This is a genomic window from Prevotella veroralis DSM 19559 = JCM 6290, from assembly GCF_000377625.1.
GTDB lineage: Bacteria > Bacteroidota > Bacteroidia > Bacteroidales > Bacteroidaceae > Prevotella > Prevotella veroralis.
In genome coordinates this window covers 21,630-40,230 of record NZ_KB898332.1, presented here as the reverse complement: position 1 = coordinate 40,230, position 18,601 = coordinate 21,630, and the positions used below count along the sequence as shown (strand labels likewise).

The 18,601-nt window shown below is 43.7% G+C and carries 14 protein-coding genes and 2 tRNA genes; 7 read left to right on the top strand and 9 right to left on the bottom strand.

The window, feature by feature from the left end:
- Nucleotides 1-13: 13 nt before the first annotated feature.
- The 6 genes from pyrE to D464_RS0108105 all read left to right on the top strand — a co-directional run bounded on the left by pyrE (nt 14) and on the right by D464_RS0108105 (nt 4,871).
- Complete coding sequence (pyrE, locus tag D464_RS0108130) at nt 14-649, top strand: orotate phosphoribosyltransferase (protein WP_018910964.1); 636 nt, start codon at nt 14-16, stop codon at nt 647-649.
- Between the two features lie 22 nt (nt 650-671).
- The gene (locus D464_RS0108125) at nt 672-1,121 is read left to right on the top strand and encodes a polyketide cyclase (protein WP_018910963.1); all 450 of its coding nucleotides are present in this window, start codon (nt 672-674) and stop codon (nt 1,119-1,121) included.
- 10 nt (nt 1,122-1,131) lie between these two features.
- Nucleotides 1,132-1,716 carry a hypothetical protein gene (locus D464_RS0108120; protein WP_026284666.1) on the top strand — a complete coding sequence of 195 codons (585 nt, stop codon included), beginning with the start codon at nt 1,132-1,134 and terminating at the stop codon, nt 1,714-1,716.
- A 503-nt stretch (nt 1,717-2,219) separates the two neighbouring features.
- Nucleotides 2,220-2,305 (top strand) — tRNA-Leu (locus tag D464_RS0108115).
- Nucleotides 2,306-2,322: 17 nt separating this feature from the next.
- Nucleotides 2,323-3,318 (top strand): DUF4369 domain-containing protein, encoded by a 996-nt coding sequence (locus D464_RS0108110; protein ID WP_036908819.1) that lies wholly within the window; start codon nt 2,323-2,325, stop codon nt 3,316-3,318.
- Nucleotides 3,319-3,329: 11 nt separating this feature from the next.
- Nucleotides 3,330-4,871 carry a YifB family Mg chelatase-like AAA ATPase gene (locus tag D464_RS0108105; protein ID WP_018910960.1) on the top strand — a complete coding sequence of 514 codons (1,542 nt, stop codon included), beginning with the start codon at nt 3,330-3,332 and terminating at the stop codon, nt 4,869-4,871.
- Between the two features lie 574 nt (nt 4,872-5,445).
- On the opposite strand, the gene D464_RS14180 is transcribed toward D464_RS0108105, so the two are convergent.
- The 9 genes from D464_RS14180 to D464_RS0108060 form a co-directional block, all read right to left on the bottom strand.
- Nucleotides 5,446-6,987 carry a hypothetical protein gene (locus tag D464_RS14180; RefSeq protein WP_018910959.1) on the bottom strand — a complete coding sequence of 514 codons (1,542 nt, stop codon included), beginning with the start codon at nt 6,985-6,987 and terminating at the stop codon, nt 5,446-5,448.
- A 41-nt stretch (nt 6,988-7,028) separates the two neighbouring features.
- Nucleotides 7,029-7,244: a hypothetical protein gene (locus D464_RS0108095; protein WP_018910958.1), complete on the bottom strand. Its 216-nt coding sequence runs from the start codon at nt 7,242-7,244 to the stop codon at nt 7,029-7,031.
- A gap of 563 nt (nt 7,245-7,807) precedes the next feature.
- Nucleotides 7,808-8,563 carry a toxin-antitoxin system YwqK family antitoxin gene (locus D464_RS0108090; RefSeq protein WP_024985921.1) on the bottom strand — a complete coding sequence of 252 codons (756 nt, stop codon included), beginning with the start codon at nt 8,561-8,563 and terminating at the stop codon, nt 7,808-7,810.
- Nucleotides 8,564-8,583: 20 nt separating this feature from the next.
- Nucleotides 8,584-9,975, bottom strand: a complete 1,392-nt coding sequence (locus tag D464_RS0108085) for a TFIIB-type zinc ribbon-containing protein (protein WP_018910956.1) — start codon at nt 9,973-9,975, stop codon at nt 8,584-8,586.
- Nucleotides 9,976-10,008: 33 nt separating this feature from the next.
- Nucleotides 10,009-11,421, bottom strand: coding sequence for a TFIIB-type zinc ribbon-containing protein (locus D464_RS0108080; RefSeq protein WP_018910955.1), 1,413 nt, complete (start codon nt 11,419-11,421; stop codon nt 10,009-10,011).
- A gap of 22 nt (nt 11,422-11,443) precedes the next feature.
- Entirely contained in the window at nt 11,444-11,779 is a 336-nt protein-coding gene (locus D464_RS0108075) for a hypothetical protein (protein WP_018910954.1), read from the bottom strand.
- The gene (locus D464_RS0108070; RefSeq protein WP_018910953.1) at nt 11,776-12,762 is read right to left on the bottom strand and encodes an SPFH domain-containing protein; all 987 of its coding nucleotides are present in this window, start codon (nt 12,760-12,762) and stop codon (nt 11,776-11,778) included. The genes D464_RS0108075 and D464_RS0108070 overlap by 4 nt, the downstream gene beginning before the upstream one ends.
- A 938-nt stretch (nt 12,763-13,700) precedes the next feature.
- Nucleotides 13,701-13,773 (bottom strand) — tRNA-Pro (locus D464_RS0108065).
- A gap of 77 nt (nt 13,774-13,850) precedes the next feature.
- Nucleotides 13,851-15,173, bottom strand: coding sequence for a UDP-N-acetylmuramoyl-tripeptide--D-alanyl-D-alanine ligase (locus D464_RS0108060; protein ID WP_018910952.1), 1,323 nt, complete (start codon nt 15,171-15,173; stop codon nt 13,851-13,853).
- Between the two features lie 332 nt (nt 15,174-15,505).
- Between D464_RS0108060 and D464_RS0108055 the strand changes: the two genes are divergently transcribed.
- Nucleotides 15,506-18,589 carry a SusC/RagA family TonB-linked outer membrane protein gene (locus D464_RS0108055; protein WP_026284665.1) on the top strand — a complete coding sequence of 1,028 codons (3,084 nt, stop codon included), beginning with the start codon at nt 15,506-15,508 and terminating at the stop codon, nt 18,587-18,589.
- The last annotated feature ends 12 nt before the right edge of the window (nt 18,590-18,601 follow it).

The following is an 18,601-nucleotide window of genomic DNA, read 5'->3' as shown; positions in this document are numbered from 1 at the left end:
ATAAACTATCAAGATGAGCGATTTAAAGAAAGCCTTTGCAGGTAAGTTATTAAGGATCAAAGCGATCAAGTTGCAACCAAATGACCCTTTCACGTGGGCGAGTGGATGGAAGTCTCCCTTCTATTGTGACAACCGCAAGACACTATCATACCATGATGTGCGTTCGTTTGTGAAGTTAGAACTGGTGCATGCAGTGCTGAAGAACTTCCCAGAAGCTACTGCTGTTGCTGGCGTGGCGACTGGAGCTATTGCGCAAGGTATGCTTGTTGCTGATGAACTAGCATTGCCTTATGCTTATGTAAGACCAAAGCCAAAGGATCACGGAATGAAGAATCAGATTGAAGGAGAGCTTCCCGCTGGTGCTAAGGTGGTTGTTGTTGAAGACCTAATATCAACTGGTGGCTCTTCTTTAAAGGCTGTTGCTGCTCTTAGAGAGGCTGGTTTTGAAGTTGTAGGTATGGTTGCCTCTTATACATACGGCTTCCCCGTCGCAGAGAAAGCATTCCAAGAAGCAGGTGTGAAGCTCGTCACCTTAACCGATTATGAGCATGTTGTTGAAAAGGCATTAGAGACTGGTTACATCAAAGAAGCCGATGTCTCTATGCTACATGAGTGGCGCAAGGATCCTGCGAATTGGCAGAAAGACTAAGAAAAAATAATCAATAAACACAATGACAAAGTTTGAAAGCAGTATAAAACAAATCCCTCACTCACAGAAAAGCGTGTATGCTATGTTGAGTGATCTTAGTAACATACAACGTTTGAAAGACCATCTTCCAGAGGAGGCAACCGATAACGACGAGATGAATAAGGTAAAGGATAAGCTTAAGAACCTTAGTTTCGACCAAGACTCCTTATCGATAAAGGTTGATCCTGTTGGGCAAGTTTCAATGCGTATCATAGAGCGTGATGAGCCTAAGACAATCAAGTTTGAGAGTGACAACTCGCCCTTCTCTTTTAACTTCTGGATACAAATATTACCTGTAACAGAGGCGTCTTCTAAGATGAAGCTAACTATTGACGCAGACATCCCATTCTTTGCTAAGTCGATGGTTGCAAAGCCTTTGCAAGGGGGCATAGAGAAGATTGCTGATGCGTTGGCAATGATTCCTTTTGAATAAAACAGAGCCTATGAAAGGTATTATTAAGTATGTTGTGTTCATGATCTTATTGTCTTTCTCTTCTTGTGGAGACAACTTCGATTACGAATACAGCAACTATCATCCTTACTTCACGTTCAACAATGGCACGCATAACGATGCTATCCTTGCAACTGCCATGAATGCTTTTTCACCGGGAGTGTTCTGTGTTATCAGGTCGTCAGAGACGAGTGGAAAGTATTGTTTTGAGTTCTCGAACAATCAAGGACTACGCTCTTCTGCACCCGTATGGTTCGATGCCATCGATATGAAACTAGAGTCTTGGAAGCATGTAGGGATGAACAATGGACTCATAGTTGGTTATGGGAATTTAGACAACCCAGCCGTTTTCTTCGCCTATGACCTTCAATGTCCTAACTGCTTCGACATGCACGATTTGCCCCTACGAAGCTATGAGTTAACAATCAGCAACACGGGTGTTGCCACTTGTAATCACTGTCATCGCAAGTATAATCTCAATACGGGTGGTAACATAGTAAGCGGTGCATCGGGTAAAAAACTAACCCGTTATCGTGCCAACAGCACTGGTCCTTTTGGGGTATTAGGCGTTAGTTAGAATCGTCCTAATATGAGTGATAAAATAAGAAGAGCCTCTCTTTGATTCGAAGAGAGGCTCTTTTCATATCAAAGAGACGCCCTCTTGACCATGAAGAGACGCCCTCTTTGAATGGAAAAGATACAAACCTGTAGGGACAGACGCCCTCGTTGGAAACCCCACCCAGCCTCCCCCAAGGGAAGGAGTGCCTACCGGTAGTTGGTTAGAATAGGTATTTCCAACCAGAGATGATGCCTTGAAGTAGGGACAGACGCCCTCGTCTGTCCGCTATAAAAGTAGGATGTTTCGGACAGACGAGGGCGTCTGTCCCTACTTTGTGGCACCATTTGGACAGGAGTTAAGTCCTGTCTGTCCCTACATTAATACAATATTTCAAATGCTTTTGATTGATGAGTAAGACCTTGATTAACCTTTATCAGAGTTCAAAAAGACAGCTTCTAATCAAAAAAACAAGTAAATCTTTTGTCAGTTCGGAGATTTAGCCTTATCTTTGCAAACGGTTTGCCGCAATGGTGGAATTGGTAGACACGAGGGACTTAAAATCCCTTGGCCAGTAATGGCTGTGCGGGTTCGAGTCCCGCTCGCGGCACTTCTTCTTAAATCTCTATGCGCATGAAGCGAATAGTTTATATGTTTTTACTCTCCTTACTGTTGGTCTCTTGTGGTACTCGCAGTGGTTACTTCAAGATGGAGGGGCGCTTCCTGCATATAAATCAAGGCGAACTTTACGTGTACAGTCCAGATGGTGGTATCAAGGGAGTAGATACTATCAAGGTGGAAACTGGGCGTTTTTCTTATGAGATACCATGTAGCAGGTCTGCCACTCTTGTTATAGTCTTTCCCAATTACTCAACGCAACCTATCTTCGCAGAATCAGGTGAGGCTGTGGAGGTGAAAGCCGATGCTTCACATCTTAAAGAGATGGAGGTGGAGGGCACGGAGGCTAATGAACTGATGACAAAGTTCCGTAAGCAGATTGCGAGTGTGGCTCCTCCTCAAGAACTCAAATACGCTATTCAGTTTATTAAAGACCATCCCGAGTCGCCTGTAAGCGCATATTTATTAAACCGATATCTTATTCAAACAGAATCTCCCGACTATAAGTTGGCAGCCCAACTGCTCCCTCTTTTGATGAAGGAACAACCCGAGAACACTGCTTTGAGTCGTCTTAACCGACAAATAAAAGACTTAGGTAATGTGATGGTGGGTAGTAAGTTGCCTCGTTTTGCAGCTAAAGACGTGAACGGAAAGGCTGTGAATGATGCAATGTACAGCAATAAGAACGTTGCAATCATCAGTGTTTGGGCAACGTGGAGTTATGAAAGTTTGGACATACAACGAGCCTTGAACGATGCTGTAAAGGCTGATAAAATAGCCGCATTAAGCATTTGTGTGGATGCAAACCCTAAGGAGGTGCGCCAATCACTGGTACGTGATGACATCCAGTTTCCCAATGTCTGCGATGGAAAAATGCTGAGTTCGCCATTGTTAAAGACGTTCGGACTGACTATGATACCTGATAATATCGTCATACGCAATGGTAAAGTAACAGAGAGAAACATTACTGCCAATACCATACGTCAGCGTTATGGCGTTGAATAAAAACTACTAACGTGCTTGTAAAAACATTCTGTGCAGCTGTCAACGGAATGGAAGTTACCACCGTGACAGTCGAAGTAAGCATTACGCGTGGCGTCTTGTTTCATCTTACCGGACTTGCTGATGCCGCGGTAAAGGAGAGCCACGACCGTATTGCAGCAGCCCTTCTCAATACTGGTTACAAGTTTCCTGTAGCCGACATTACGGCTAATCTTGCGCCAGCCGACCTCAAAAAGGAGGGTTCCAGCTTTGACCTTCCATTGGCAATAGCCATCCTTGCCGCCAATGATAAGATGAGTAATGACCGCTTGAAGGCCTTTATGCTGGTGGGGGAATTAAGTCTTGATGGTACGTTGCAACCTGTGAAAGGAGTGCTACCGATTGCTATTAAGGCACGAGCAGATAAGTTCCAAGGTATCATTGTGCCAAAAGCTAACGAGCACGAAGCGGCTGTTGTGGATAAATTAGAGGTCTATGGCATGGAGAACATATTGCAGGTTATCGACTTCCTGAATGGTACAACCAGTCCAGAACCTTGTTATGTCGATACGAGAAAAGAGTTCTATGAACATCAATATGCCTTTGATCTCGACTTTGCTGACGTCCGCGGGCAAGAGAATGTGAAGCGTGCTTTGGAGGTAGCAGCCGCTGGTGGGCACAATCTCATTATGGTTGGACCACCCGGAAGTGGTAAGAGTATGATGGCAAAGCGCCTCCCCTCCATCCTTCCTCCGCTATCCCTTGCAGAGAGCCTGGAGACAACTCAGATACACTCCATTGCTGGGAAGTTAGGTCGAGACGCTGGATTGATTACGCAGCGTCCCTTCCGAAGTCCGCACCACACCATCTCTGAGGTCGCACTCGTTGGTGGGGGAGCCAATCCAATGCCTGGTGAAATCACCTTAGCACATAATGGTGTACTCTTCTGCGATGAGCTTCCTGAGTTCAATAAACATACCTTAGAAGTGCTTCGACAGCCTTTGGAGGATCGCCATATAACGATTTCTCGTGCCAAATACACGGTCACTTACCCTTGTAGTTTCATGTTTGTAGCGAGTATGAATCCCTGTCCTTGTGGCTACTTTGCCGATCCTACGCATCATTGTGTGTGTACTCCGGGGCAGATACAGAAGTATCTTGCGAAGATATCAGGGCCTCTCATGGATCGAATTGACATCCAATGCGAGATAGCTCCGCTCCCTTTCAAAGACATCTCACAAGCAGCTGCGGGCGAATCGAGTGCTGTTATTCGTGAAAGAGTTATCCAAGCGCGAGCCATACAGACGGAGCGTTTCCGCGAATATCGCAATGTTCACTGTAATGCACAGATGTCCGAGCGGCTCATCCACACGTTTGCAGAACCAGACAAAGCCTCTATGGAGTTGCTTCGGAATGCTATGGAGCGGTTGAAACTGTCGGCTCGTGCATACAACAGAATACTAAAGGTGGCTCGTTCGATAGCCGACTTAGAAGGTTCGGAGGCTGTCCTTTCACAGCACATAGCCGAGGCGATAGGTTATAGAAACTTGGATAGAAGCGATTGGGCAGAGCGTTAAGAAAAGAAGTAAAGGATTGTTAAGCTAAGAGGAGTAACTGACTTGTACTAATTAACATAGAACGGCATTTGGGATGACTTACATTATTCTAAAGTAATCTGTTTTTATTACTCCATTTAGTTTCATCAAAATATTAAAACAGAAGAATATTATAATAATTATTCTGAGTTCTGTTTAATAGAGCTGAAAGGCAACGTAATCGACAGGCAGATTTATTTAAATGCGATATTCCTTGCTTTCTTTTCTGGCAGCCGGATTGGAAGTTTGTAGGTTGCTGTCACTGCCGTCATGTGATGATATGCTGTAAGTGTCTCGTAATTTGGAGTTTACGTAAAATGTTAAAGATGACAGCAACTAAAGATGAAAATATAATAGGTATTATAAGGTAAGAGGAGAAAAGCGCAAGTTAGGAGTTTCGTAAGCAATGATAGTAGTTATTCCTTCTTTCTTTTAGCTTTTACTCTTAGAAGTACTTGAGCAGAGGCTTGTCTGTTTTGGGAAATAACAACAGGTGTGCAGATGGGGATATTCCCATTTTTGCACATCTGTTGTCTATGTTGTATGAAAGGGTTGCTTATTCAGTCTTCCACAGGCGGAGACCGTTCTTCTTTTCGATGAGGTTGCTTACAACAACATCATTCGAATAGAAATAAAGGCTGTAGGAAACATCCTTATTCCATTTATATGGTGTACTCGTCCAGTAACGTCCATACGAACCGAACTCTATAAGTTCGCCATTCTCATAGCGTCCCATGGCAGGCAGGAAGAAATAATTGCTGCGGTTGTCCGGAGCCTTCTGCTTGATGTTCTTGTTATCCGGAGGAGTTATAAAGGGCTGATTGTGAACATAGTCTGTTCCACTTGGTGCTTTTTCTTTTAGTTTATCAGCACTGCTCTTGCCGTTATCCGAGGCGATAACGCTTGCCTTCTTGAACCACATACCGCCTGTGTACAGATGTCCCCATACGGTCCAAAGCGTCTTGTTGTCCCAGTGCGGGTCGCCTTTTAGACAGTACCATACGAGTTCATTGGCATTCGGACAGGTCTTGGCGGTGTTGGCGGTGGCATTCGGGTCTTTGGAAGTGTTGTACCAGCGGTTGCCATCCGTACTGGTAGGATAATTGCTGTCTGGTACTCCCGTTTTCTTCGGCTGGTTGTTCTTGTGTCCGAACCAGTATTCCTTCTTGGCATCCCAGGCATAGTAATCATCTCCATAGTTTCTGATGGACAGTGCTGCCGGCATATCATAGTAGCCGTTGGCATCATACTGGAACTCGCCGAACGTCTTTGTGATGATACCCGAAACGCCTGTCTCTTTGTCCCTGACGTAGTATTTTATGGTGAGTTTGTACTTTCCGGGCATGATGACCATGAACATCCGGCCGGCCTCGCAGCCTGTGCCGTCTGCTTTGTTCTGCATGGCGAATCCGTCACTGCTGCCTGCCGTCTTGGGTGTCAGTGTGATTGTCTGGCTGCTGCCTGTCCCGGTGAGCCGTCCGTCCGTGCCCAGTGTGTAGGTGCCGGCGATGTTCTTATTGGCGGTCACTTCAATCTTCGTGACATAGGTGCTTGCAAGCGGATGGCTGTACGTGGGCTTGAAACAGAGATAGGCGGCGGCATGATTGAGCTGGAACTTGTACTGTCCGTTGGGCTGGCGGGTAGCCGTGCCTGTACCGCAGTCGCCTGATATGCCGAAGTGGAGGGTGTTATCCAGTCCGTTCTGGGTCTGGGCGGAAGCGATTGTCACGTTGTTTCCGGTGCCGTTCTTGCCGGGGTAGTAGACCAAGTAGCTGTTTTGGGTGTATGTGCCGGGCATCATGAACTTGAATGTAGCCTGTCTTGTCCCTGTTACGGCATTACTGCTGAGCTGGAAAGCGTTGCCGTCGTCTTTCACATAGATTCTGTCGCCATCCTCCCAGTAGAAGTCTCTTGTGTCATAATTAAGCGATGTACGTGTTGTGCTTTCCTCTTCTGTGACGAAACTTGTCTGTGCTGTTTCCGCAGTTTCTTTTTCAGTATTTGTGCTGTTCGCTGTCTGTATATCGTCGTTTGAACAGCCTGCAGCTGTTAGCAGCAGAGCTGCCATAGTCCATTGATAATATGATTTGATATTCATTTTGGTGTTTTATGTTTCTTGTTGTCTCTAGCTTTGCCTTTTTAGTCTTCCCATGTCGTTGATGCATTCTCTTCGCCACTTCTGGAGAAGAAGGAACGCTTGGCACCCTCGCTTGATTCTTCCGCAGGACCTGGTTTGTGTTCGCCTTTTTGGTGGTCTCCAGGGTAGGAGGCTTCCAGTATCGAACTGTCGATACAAGCATACATCACTTCAATTTTGGGTCTCTGATAAATTTTCTTTGTTTGTTCTTTACTCATTGTTATCTTGGTTTAAATGGTTATAGTGGATAGTTTTAGTATAAATTACCTGTGGTGAAAGGGAGGACTCTCCCTGATCAACATAGAGGCATCATTTGTTCTTATCATGTCATAACGACATTCCTCTTTTAAAGAAACTACTTCAAATAGTTATAATTCGGCTGCAAAAGTACGTATATTCTTCTTGTTTTACCCCCCCCCGATTGTTAAATTATCGAAATAATATAAAATAAGTTGTGAATAAGAGAAAGGGTAAATGCCATGATTGCTTTATCTTTTCTTTGTCGAATGCGTATTGCGCTGTCGCAGGATGCGTATTCCCACGCTGTTAGATGCGGTGAGCGTTGTTGCCAGATGCGGTGAGTGTGGCGACAAGATACGCATCTGTCAATGGTTAGATACGTATCTGTCGGCAGCGTAATGCGTATCTGTCAGCGACTAAATACGGTGATTACTGTGTGTTGTAATGTAAGAAGGTACTTTAACAAAGGGTTTTTTGTATTGTCAATAGTGGCAAAGTATTTAGGTTAGATGTATTCCAATTACACCTTATTATATATGTGCTAACCCATTTCTATTGTCCCATCCTTATTCACTTTCAATCGCGGCTTGGGCTGTGGTGCAGCTGGTTGAGGCTTCTGTTGTCTTACAGGAGCAGGCTTATGTTGTGGAACAGGCTTAGCTTTAACAGGTTTTGGTGCCGTTGTCCGTTGTCTAGCGGGAGCTTTCCTCGTAGGTTGATGAGTAGCTGCATTCTTCTTATTGGGTACTATTCTGCTCTTCATCTCACCACCAACATAAGTACCATTAGGTCCTTTCGTCCGATACGCATAGAATGTGCCTTTAGGGAGATACACAGTATCTTCGATACATAGACCATCATCATAACGTGCGTGTTCGATAATCTTTTGCCCAGTATCATCGTACACGTAGGTCATTCCCTGTAGTAGTCCATTCTCGTAGTTCTCAATGTATTCAAGATAAGGAGTTGCACTGGGACGATTCATCTTTTGGTACTTGATGAGCTTACCCTGCTTCTTCCCTTTGCTGTAACTCACGATACTTTCGATGTTACCAAACGCATCGTAATACTTCACCTGCCCATCCCTTAGACCGTCCTTATAGTCTTCTTCCATGGAGAGGCTCCCGTTCTCCTTATATGAAATACAGTGCCCTTCTAATAACCCCGTCTTCTTATCCCTATAAGTAATCGACTTTATCTGTCCGTTGTCATAGGTTTCTACGATCTTCTTCACCTGTGCGTTACACGCTAAAGGTAGTGCGATAAGGAGGAGCAGAAGAACTTGAATCTTTCTCATACTATACTCGTGCTTAATACTCATTGCTTTAGTATCTTGTGTTCAGTCGCAAACTTATACTCATACTTCAGGTAGCCTTCCTTCAAAGTAAGGCTTGCGATGTAGTGTTCATCATCAGTATTACTGTTCTTTTTGGTCGCTCTGAACCATATCTTCTGATTGTCTCTTATAACGCCACCTATCTTCATTGGAAGCTCAAGAGAGTGTGTCCAGAGAATCACCCCATTAGTGTTTCGAAGTTGAAGAACCGTTGGTGCATCCTCCGAGATACTAGCATTATACTCTATAAGGATATACTTCGAGTCTTGGTAATCAATCTTTGAATTGAAGCCAGCAAACCAATCTGTTATTGCGTTATGACTAATCATTCGACCGTCACCACGCGGAGTATCTGTCACACCATATAGGAAGTAACCAGCGTCTTGAGGGTCTCCTAAGTGATACATGAAGCGTATTCTCCATAATCGGTTTAGGCTTTTTTGGCTAGAGGATTCGCTTGCTTCCTTTCGATCTAATATATAGAACACACTATCGCGAACCTCCCCATTGAGTTCAGAAGCTGGTAGTTGCTGGGCGTATTCATAGGCTTCCTTCGTATAAAGACGGTCTGTGGCGGGAAAGTAATAATAGGTCTCTGCCATATTGTTGGTGACCTTGAACCCCTCACCTACGCCCGCCGTACTAGCGTGGTCTTCGTAGGTATCAGAGATAAACTCTACTGATGAGATACCACTTGACATCGCTTTCTTCTTGGCGAAGATAGTCTTTGAGACATTCTTTAGCGTGAGTGTCTGTGGGTCAATCTCGAGTATAAACTGGCTAGGAATCGTGATATACCACTTCTTGGCTTGGTTCAGATGTTGTATATCAAGCATGTGGAAAGCTGTCATACCAATCTTCCTCGCATCGTCATCACTGATGAGAAGTTTGTCAGCTAACACCTTTCCGCTATCCGGATCGATAAATCCATAATAGTAACCATTCGATGAGGTTCTATTGTTGTAGAATGTGTTATGGAAACGGCGATCGGTTAGATAGAAGAAGCAAACACGTCCGTCATGCTTCACAGGGACGATGGCTTTATAAGTGTCATCTACATCGAGGGAGTCGTCTGAACTAAGGTCTGGACTGGAAGAGTGGAACCCGAAGAGCATAATACAGAACAGAAAGAATAAGACACCACCGATGATGACGAATGCTTGTATCGCATTGCTCATAGAGACGTTAGCGTCTCCTTTAATGCGCGTGAAGCCCCCATCGTCAAAATGATGCTTAACATGAATGGTTATATCATCGTCATCTAAGAAGTATTCCGTTCCACAGTTTTTACAGCGATAGAGCTTTTCATCCAGTTGAATATGCTTTTCACTACCGCAGTTCGGACACTTTATAGGTCTTATCTTTGTTGACATTGTATTGCTTTTTTCTGTATTTGTTTTATCTACTTATTGCTTCCTTACGTTGTGACTAGTTGCAAACTTATATTCGTATTTTATGTTACCTCCTTTTAACGTAAGGCTCATGATATATTCATCATCATAGCGATCGGTGTTCTCTCTGGTTGCTCTGAACCATATCTTCTGATTGTCTCGTAGAACACCACCAATCTTTATTGGACAATCAAGAGAGCGTGTCCAAAGAATCTTTCCATTAGTATTTCTTAGCTGAAGAACAGCTGGTGCGTTCTCCGAGATATTGCTTTTATACCAAATAAGTATGTACGTTGAATCTTGTAAAATAATGTTTGCATCGAATCCTGTGAACCAATCTGATATTTGCTGACTACTAACCACTTGTATGTCTTCAGCCACAAAATCGTATTTCTTGTTTGAGGGATTGCTAAGGTATTTAGGATTCCCAAGGTGATACGTGAATTGTATTCTTGTTAGTCTGTTTTGACTATCTTTGCTTGAAGAGGCATTAGACTTCTTGCTTTCTAATATGTATAATACGCTATCACGCATCTCTCCTTTTAATTCAGATGATGGTAGTTCCTTTGCGTAATTATAGGCTTCTTCTGTATATAGATGGTCTGTGGCAGGGAAGTAATAGTAAACTTCTGCCAAGTTATTAGATATTTCTAAGCCCTCATCTCCCTCTAATGAAAAATCAAAGAAATTGCTTGTTCGAGAGATAAAATCCACAGATGAGATCCCACTTGACATTGCTTCCTTATTAGCAAATATAGTCTTAGAGATATTGTTCATCGTGAGTGTTTGCGGATTAATCTCATAGATAAACTGCTTCGGAATGAGGCATAACCACTTATCTGCTTGGTAAAGATGCCATATCTTAAGTTCATTAATCGATGTCATATCAACTCTTTTGCTCTCTTCATTACTGATGAGGAGCTTATCAGCTAACACCTGTCCAGTCTGCGCATCGACGAATCCATAATAGTGACCATCTACTAAGGTCTTATCATCGTTAAGCCCGTAATCGTACCTACGATTCGTTACGTAGAAGAAACAAATACGTCCTTTATGCTTCATAGGGTAGATGGCATCGTAGTCATCTGCCACCTCTACAGAGTCGACAGAGAATAAATCACTTACACCAAAGAGCTTACTTACTTTGATATCTCCGCCCCAAAAGTGCTTAGCTGCATACAGAAAGAGAAAGACAATAAGTACAACCGCTAGGTTTCTTAGCGCATTGCTCATGGTGATGCGGGGCTCTTCTTTGGGCTGCGTGAAGTTTTCGTATTCGAAATTATGCTTGACATTAATGGTTATATCATCGTCATCCAAGAAGTATTCCGTCCCACAATTTTTACATTGATAGCGCTTTTCATCCAGTTGGACATGTTTCTCGCTACCACAGTTTGGGCACTTTATCGGTTTTATCTTTGTTGACATTGTATAACTCTATCAGTACTTTTTATTGTTTCTTATAATGTATGGTTAGATAACACAAGATAGCTTCTATGGCCGTAAAGATAGCGAAGAGGATAATCCACCAGTTGTCTTTTACGCTGCTCGGAGCCACTAGTCCACTGCCAAACTCTATGATGCTGGCAAAGAGGAAGAGCATTCCTAGGCTCAAACGATGTGTTCGTTCTGCACCAAAAGCAAACAACATGACCACCAACAGGGTGTTAACAATGATGGCAGCACTCGTGTAGAGCATGTTTGCTAAGGGGTAAACAGAGAGAACCAGACCTGCAATGATATTGACAAAGAGGACGGCTATGGCGGGAATTAGGACTTTATTCATAATTTAGAAAGTATTTCGTTCTTCTTTTGTTCGTATTCTTCTGCTGTGATGAGCTGCTCGTCAAGTAACTTTTTGAGCTTCCGCAAGCGTTGAGAGGGGTCACTGCTTGCACCTCCCGACTTGAATATGTCTTGTGCTAACTGCAGTCCGGCACCCATTTGCAAACCAGCTCCTGCCAGTCCACCTTGGTTCTTTGCAGCATCACGCAAGGCTCCTAACTTCTGCAACTCGGTGTAGTCTAGGTCTACTTCGGCTGCTGCTTGCTTTTCTGTAGCCATATTTGCAATGCGCCCAATACGTTCCATCGTATCGTCATCGAATGTGACTGATGCAATACGGAAGTCGGTTAACTCTAAACCAAGGCGTGATAACTCCTCTGACGTCTTCTCTCGTAGTTCATTAGAAAGCTCTTCTAAGTGCGTATCCACCTCTTTGTAAGGGTATGCTTTGACTGCCAGAAAGTTGGTGAGTGGCGTTATGATGCGTGAAGAAACAAGTTCCTGCACATCCTCTACATAGTAGTTTGCGACGGTACCAAGCACCGTAACAAACATTTGTGATGCGTCTTGAATCCTTACGGAGAAGTTTCCGCAGGCTCCAAGTGCCACAGGTATGTTGTAGTAGGGTTCTATATACTTCACTGGCGAGGCTGTTCCCCAAAGGATATTCACCATCTCTGCCGTGCGGAAGAAGTAGAACCTCATCTTGTGTTCGCTCTCTGCTTGCTGCGCAATGTTAAGCAGTGTGGTGATAAAAGGATGATTATCGGTCTCCATCTCATAGATTCCAGGCTCGGTAAGCGTACCTTTCACTTGCCCATCATAGACGATAATGCAGCCCTGACCGGGTGCTATAATGAGCTTACTAGCATCCTTTATTTCGTCAGTCGTTGTCTCCAACTGATGGAAAAGTAGCCTGCTGTCTTGGTCTTTCCACTCTATGACAGTTCTTAATTGCCGTTTAAATAAGTTCTTTATACCCATAGCCTCTATTGTTACTTATCAATAAATTACATTCTTTCTTATCGTATAATACGTTGTAGTAAAACCTCCTAACGTTCTGCAAATATAATGATTTGTATTGAAAACAGCAAGAGATTCCTAAAGAATGAAGGGGTTATTTAAGTTGACGGGTTGACGAGTTGACAAGTAAACAAGTTGTTAGTTCAAGTTGACAAGTACACGAGTTAACGGGTTGTTAAGTTATTATTCGAGTTGACAAGTACACGAGTTAACGGGTTAACAAGTTATTAGTTCGAGTTGACAAGTACACGAGTTAACGGGTTGTAAGTTGTTTGTTCAAGTTGACAAGTACACGAGTTAACGGGTTAACAAGTTATTAGTTCGAGTTGACAAGTACACGAGTTAACAGGTTAACAAGTTATTAGTTCGAGTTAACAAGTACACGAGTTAACAGGTTGTAAGTTATTAGTTCTGTTAGATGTAGCCCCACAAAGTAGGGACAGACGCCCTCGTTGGAAACCCCACCCAGCCTCCCCCAAGGGGAGGAGTGCCTAATGATAGTTGGTTAGGATAGATATCTCCAATCAGAGATAATGCCTCAAAGTAGGGACAGACGCCCTCGTCTGTCCGCTATATAAGTAGGAAGTTTCGGACAGACGAGGGCGTCTGTCCCTACAGGTTTGTATCTTTTCCATTCAAAGAGGGCGTTCCTTTGTATCAAAGAGAGGCTTTCTTCATTGCAAGGAAACGCCCTCTTCAAAGCGAAGAGGGCGTTTCCTTGTTTTGTCTTCAGCGTTTCCGACTAATGAGGCATTGCCTTGTTACACATCAACCAACCATCCCATGGTTAGCTTCCGTTAGGCGCTCCTCCCCTTTGGGGAGGCTGGGAGGGGTAGTGGAGGAGGTTGTTAGGAGACTCAAAAAGGGGAAGAACCATCATAGCTCTTCCCCTTTTCGAGTCGGGATGACCGGATTCGAACTGGCGACCCCTACGTCCCGAACGTAGTGCGCTACCAACTGCGCTACATCCCGATAGCCTTTGCAAGCAGTTGCAAAGGTAGTTATTTTTTCGGAATTAGTGCAATGTTTTATCCTCTTTTTATACTGACTTAGAGCAAGTCTGGCAGTTCGAAGAGTCTTATTCCATTGCTTCCTTTGATAAGGATATAGTGGTTCTCTGGTTGATGATGGGCTATTTCCGCTTTCACCTCATCGACATTCTTAAACTTACGGAAGTCTGTATTGGTCTTCAGAAATTCCTCTCCTACGAGCCAAACATTCGTTAACCCCGCAGCTTTGAGCAGTTCTACAACCTTTTGATGTTCCTCTGCTGAAGCTGCACCAAGCTCTCTCATGTCTCCGAGAATAGCCATCTTGTGTTCAACCTCCATAAGTCGGAAGTTCTCAATAGCAGCTGCCATGCTGGACGGGTTAGCGTTATAAGCATCCACAATGAGCTTGTTGTGGGCTGTTTCTGTGAGCTGTGAACGGTTGTTATGAGGGATGTAACTCTCTAAAGCGTGGTTTATCTGCTGTGGAGTTACACCAAAGTGTAGACCGATGGTGATAGCTGCCAACATGTTATCAAGGTTGTACGAGCCGATGAGATGAGTCTGTACTTCGTATATTGTATTGGCTGGTTGCTGCTTATTGAGGCTTGACGACTGCCATTCGAATTTGAGGAATGGAGCACAACTGATTACCTTTCCTTGTACGTCGGCAGTATCATCTTGCCCGTAAGTGATAATGCGGTCGAATTCACGTTGTGCCGCCATTTCTGTGAGGTCGGCGTTGCTTTCATTCAAGAAAAGTAAGGCGTCATGTGCTTTTAAGAAGTCGTAAAGCTCGCCTTTGGTACGTTTTACACCCTCAAAGCTGCCGAATCCCTGTAGATGAGCACGACCGACATTTGTAATCAAACCGCACGTTGGCTCTACATAAGTTACTAATTTCTTGATGTCACCGGGGTGAGATGCACCCATCTCAATGACAGCTATCTCATCATCAGAGCCTATTCCGAGCAATGTGCGAGGCACACCAACATCGTTGTTATAGTTCGCTTCGGTGTGATGAACCTTATATTTCTCAGCTAAGACAGTAGAGATAAGCTCCTTACTGGTGGTCTTTCCGTTCGTTCCTGTAATGCCAATGACGGGGATAGAGAACTGACGTCGGTGCTCGCGAGCGAGTTCTTTGTAAGTAACGAGAGCATCCTCCACTAAGATAATACGCTTATCAGTGGGGTCGGCATACTCTTTTTCGTCAACAATAGCATAACTGCAACCTTTGTCCAAAGCAGCTTTTGCAAACTTATTACCGTCGAATGATGCTCCTTTCAATGCTATGAAGATACTTCCTTCAGGGCAGTTTCGACTGTCAGTAGTCACTGTTGGGTGACTTAGATAAATCTTATAAATCTCCTGTATGTCCATGAATTCAACTTTATTCTATGGTGCAAAGATAGTCTAAAAGGCAGACAATGCAAAGCAAAGAGAACCTTTTTAACAGATAGACAATTATTGTTCTCCATCAGTGTTAGGCTTTGGCAAGAGTGCTGTTCACCGATGTCCTATATATATAAGGTGTAACAACTGTGATGCAGCTAAGCTTTTGAAGTATCGTTATAAATCGAATATTTATAATGTTTTGTAACGCTTTTTGAGTTTAAAGTACAATTTAGTTACGATTTTTTGGTTTGTTAAGTAATTCTTTATACCTTTGCACTTATTTAATAAGAAATGGTCACATTTTATATATTAAGCTTATGGTAAAAAGATTGTCAATGGTTTTGTTTGGCCTGTTCTTATGCTTAGGCGTAGCAATGGCACAGACTGAGATTTCAGGAACTGTTGTGTCTTCAGAAGATGGAGAGCCTGTTGTAGGTGCATCCATACTTGTTGTTGGGACACAGATGGGTACTGTTTCCGATATTGATGGTAACTTCCATCTATCGGTTCCAGAGGGTAAGAATCAGTTAAGAGTACAGTATGTTGGACTCAAAACAGTGGTTGTTCCTGTAAAAAATGGTATGAAGGTTGTGTTGAAACCAGACGCTGGCTCGCTTGAAGAAGTTATCGTTACTGGTTATGGAAACTTTAAGAAATCAAGCTTTACAGGTGCTGCTGCAAACGTAGACCCAGGTAAGTTGGCAGACGTACCAGTAGCCTCTGTGCAGGATAAACTGTCTGGTTCTGTACCTGGAGTAACGGTTACTAGTTCATCAGGTGCGCCTGGTGCTGTAAGCAATATACGTATCCGTGGTATGGGATCTATCAATGCTGGCAATGATCCATTGTATGTTATTGATGGTACACCAATGGTATCTGGTGATATTAACGCATTCGGTCAGGGTCAGTTCAATGATACTGGTACGGACATCTTAGCCACTTTGAACAGCAATGACATTGAGTCAATAACGGTCATCAAGGACGCTGCTGCAGCTTCTTTGTATGGTTCTCGTGCTGCTAATGGTGTGGTAGTTATCACAACCAAGAGCGGTAAGAAAGGTAAGACGCATGTAGACTTCCGTAGTGACTGGGGCTTCTCTAACATGGCTATCAATTATCGTCCAATGTTGGATGGTGACGCTCGTCGTGCTGTTCTCTCACGTGGTTTGGAGAACTATGCCATATATAAAGAGGGCAAATCAAAGGCAGCTGCAGCTGCATTCGCTAAGGATCAGATTGATGACTACGCTGCTAAACCAGTTGTAGGATACGATGCTAATAACAAACCAATCTATGGTTGGACCAATTGGAAGGATCTTCTCTTTAAGACGGGACGCCATCAGAACTATCAAGTAAGCCTTAGTGGTGGTAGTGATAACACACAGTTCTATACCTCTCTGTCATATATGAAGCAGACAGGTATCACCGCTAACCAAGGTTTGGAACGCTTTACTGGTAATGCAAACCTTACTCATAAGTTCGGAAGATTTACTTTGTTATACTCTGGCTTGTTCTCTAAAATAAACCAGCAGTTGGCTAATGAGAGTACTTCCTATACCAGCTCAATTGCGCATTATGCGTTCTATGATAGCCCTTCAGCTGTTGCCTATCTTCCTGACGGCTCATTGGCACCAGGTACGAAAACAGGCTCTTATGTACAACTTAACCCTTTGTATGAGTACAAACATTCAAGTGATAAGAACGATGTAAGACGTGCTTTCAACTCTCTGAAGCTCGATTGGAACATCTGGGATGCACTCCACTTGAGTGAAAAGTTCACTTACGACTATACGTCATCAGTAGAGGATGTCCTCTGGGATCGCTACTCTAACGATGGAGCTCCTGGTGGTTCTCTACAGCGCGTAGTGAGTGCTATCACTCAAATGAATGGTCAGACGCAGCTCAGTTATGCGAAGTCTTTTGGCTTGCACAACGTTGATGCGCTCTTAGGATACGAAACAGAGAAGTTCACTTACAAGTACAATTACATCCAAGGAACCAATTATCCGGGAGATCTCTACGAGCTTTCTAATGCAGGAACAACGAGTGGATCTAGTAATGCACAGGGTTACACGATGGCAAGTTGGTTAGGTCGTTTGAACTACAACTACGATAACAGATACTATGCAGGTGTCAGTTTCCGTCGCGATGGCAGTAGTCGTTTGGCAAAAGCAAACCGTTGGGGAACCTTCTGGTCAGTGTCTGGTGCATGGCGATTCGGTGCTGAGAAGTTCATGGAAACGGCTAAGAGCGTCCTAAGTGATGGTAAGTTGCGTATCAGCTATGGTGTGAATGGAACCTTGCCAAACAGCTATTATGATTATATGAACCTCTTCCAGTTCGGTCAGTATTATGATGGTAAGTCTGGAATGGGTATCGTTGGCATTGGAAACCCAGACTTGAAATGGGAGAAGAACCGTGCTTTTAACGTTGGTTTAGACCTCACTTTCTTCGATAGAATCTCGTTGACTTTCGATTACTACACGCGTAACACCAGTGATCTTATCTATGACTTACCAGTGTCAGCTGTGCCTGGCTATTATTCTGGAGATACATATAGTACGACCACACCAAAGAACATTGGCTCCTTACGCAACACTGGTTATGAGTTTACGATACAAAGTAATAACATTAACACAAAGGACTTCACATGGACAACCATGCTGAACTTCGGTCATAACCACAATAAGATTACCAAGCTTAATGGTTCTCAGGACGAGATTATCAGTGGTAGATTGATTCACAAGGTGGGGCATACTTACTACAGCTATTACGCTCTTGAGTATGCTGGGGTAGACCCAACTACAGGTAAGGAATCCTATTACATCAATGATGGAACAGCCAATGCACGTAAGACAACAACCGATCCTGCAGCTGCAAAGAAGGTTATTGTAGGTGACCATGAAGCTACTTTAGAAGGTGGTTTGACGAACAATATCAAATGGAAATTCATCGACTTCGGTTTGAACTTTACCTTCTCATTCGGCGGAAAGGCTTACGATGCAGCAAGATGGCAGCACAGTAACGGTGGTAACTTCCTATATGGTGGTGCTGTCCCAGCCTATTATGACATCAACAAGATGTGGACAGGTCCTGGCGACACAAAGGCTACTCTCCCTGCTTTCCAATATGGAAACGAAGCTACGATAGAGTCTTCTCGTTGGTTGATGCCTACAGACTACTTGCGCTTAAAGAGCCTAACACTTGGTCTCACTGCACCTAATAGCTGGGTATCAAGGATTGGTTTGGCAAAGGCAAGACTTTACTTCTCTGCTTCAAACCTCTTTACTTTGAAGTCAAAAGATCTCTATGTTGATCCCGAGATGCCAGTAAGTGGTCTATGTGTATTCGAGACTCCAGCCTTGAGAACATTCACATTTGGAGTTGAGTTAGGCTTCTAATTTATTAATTGT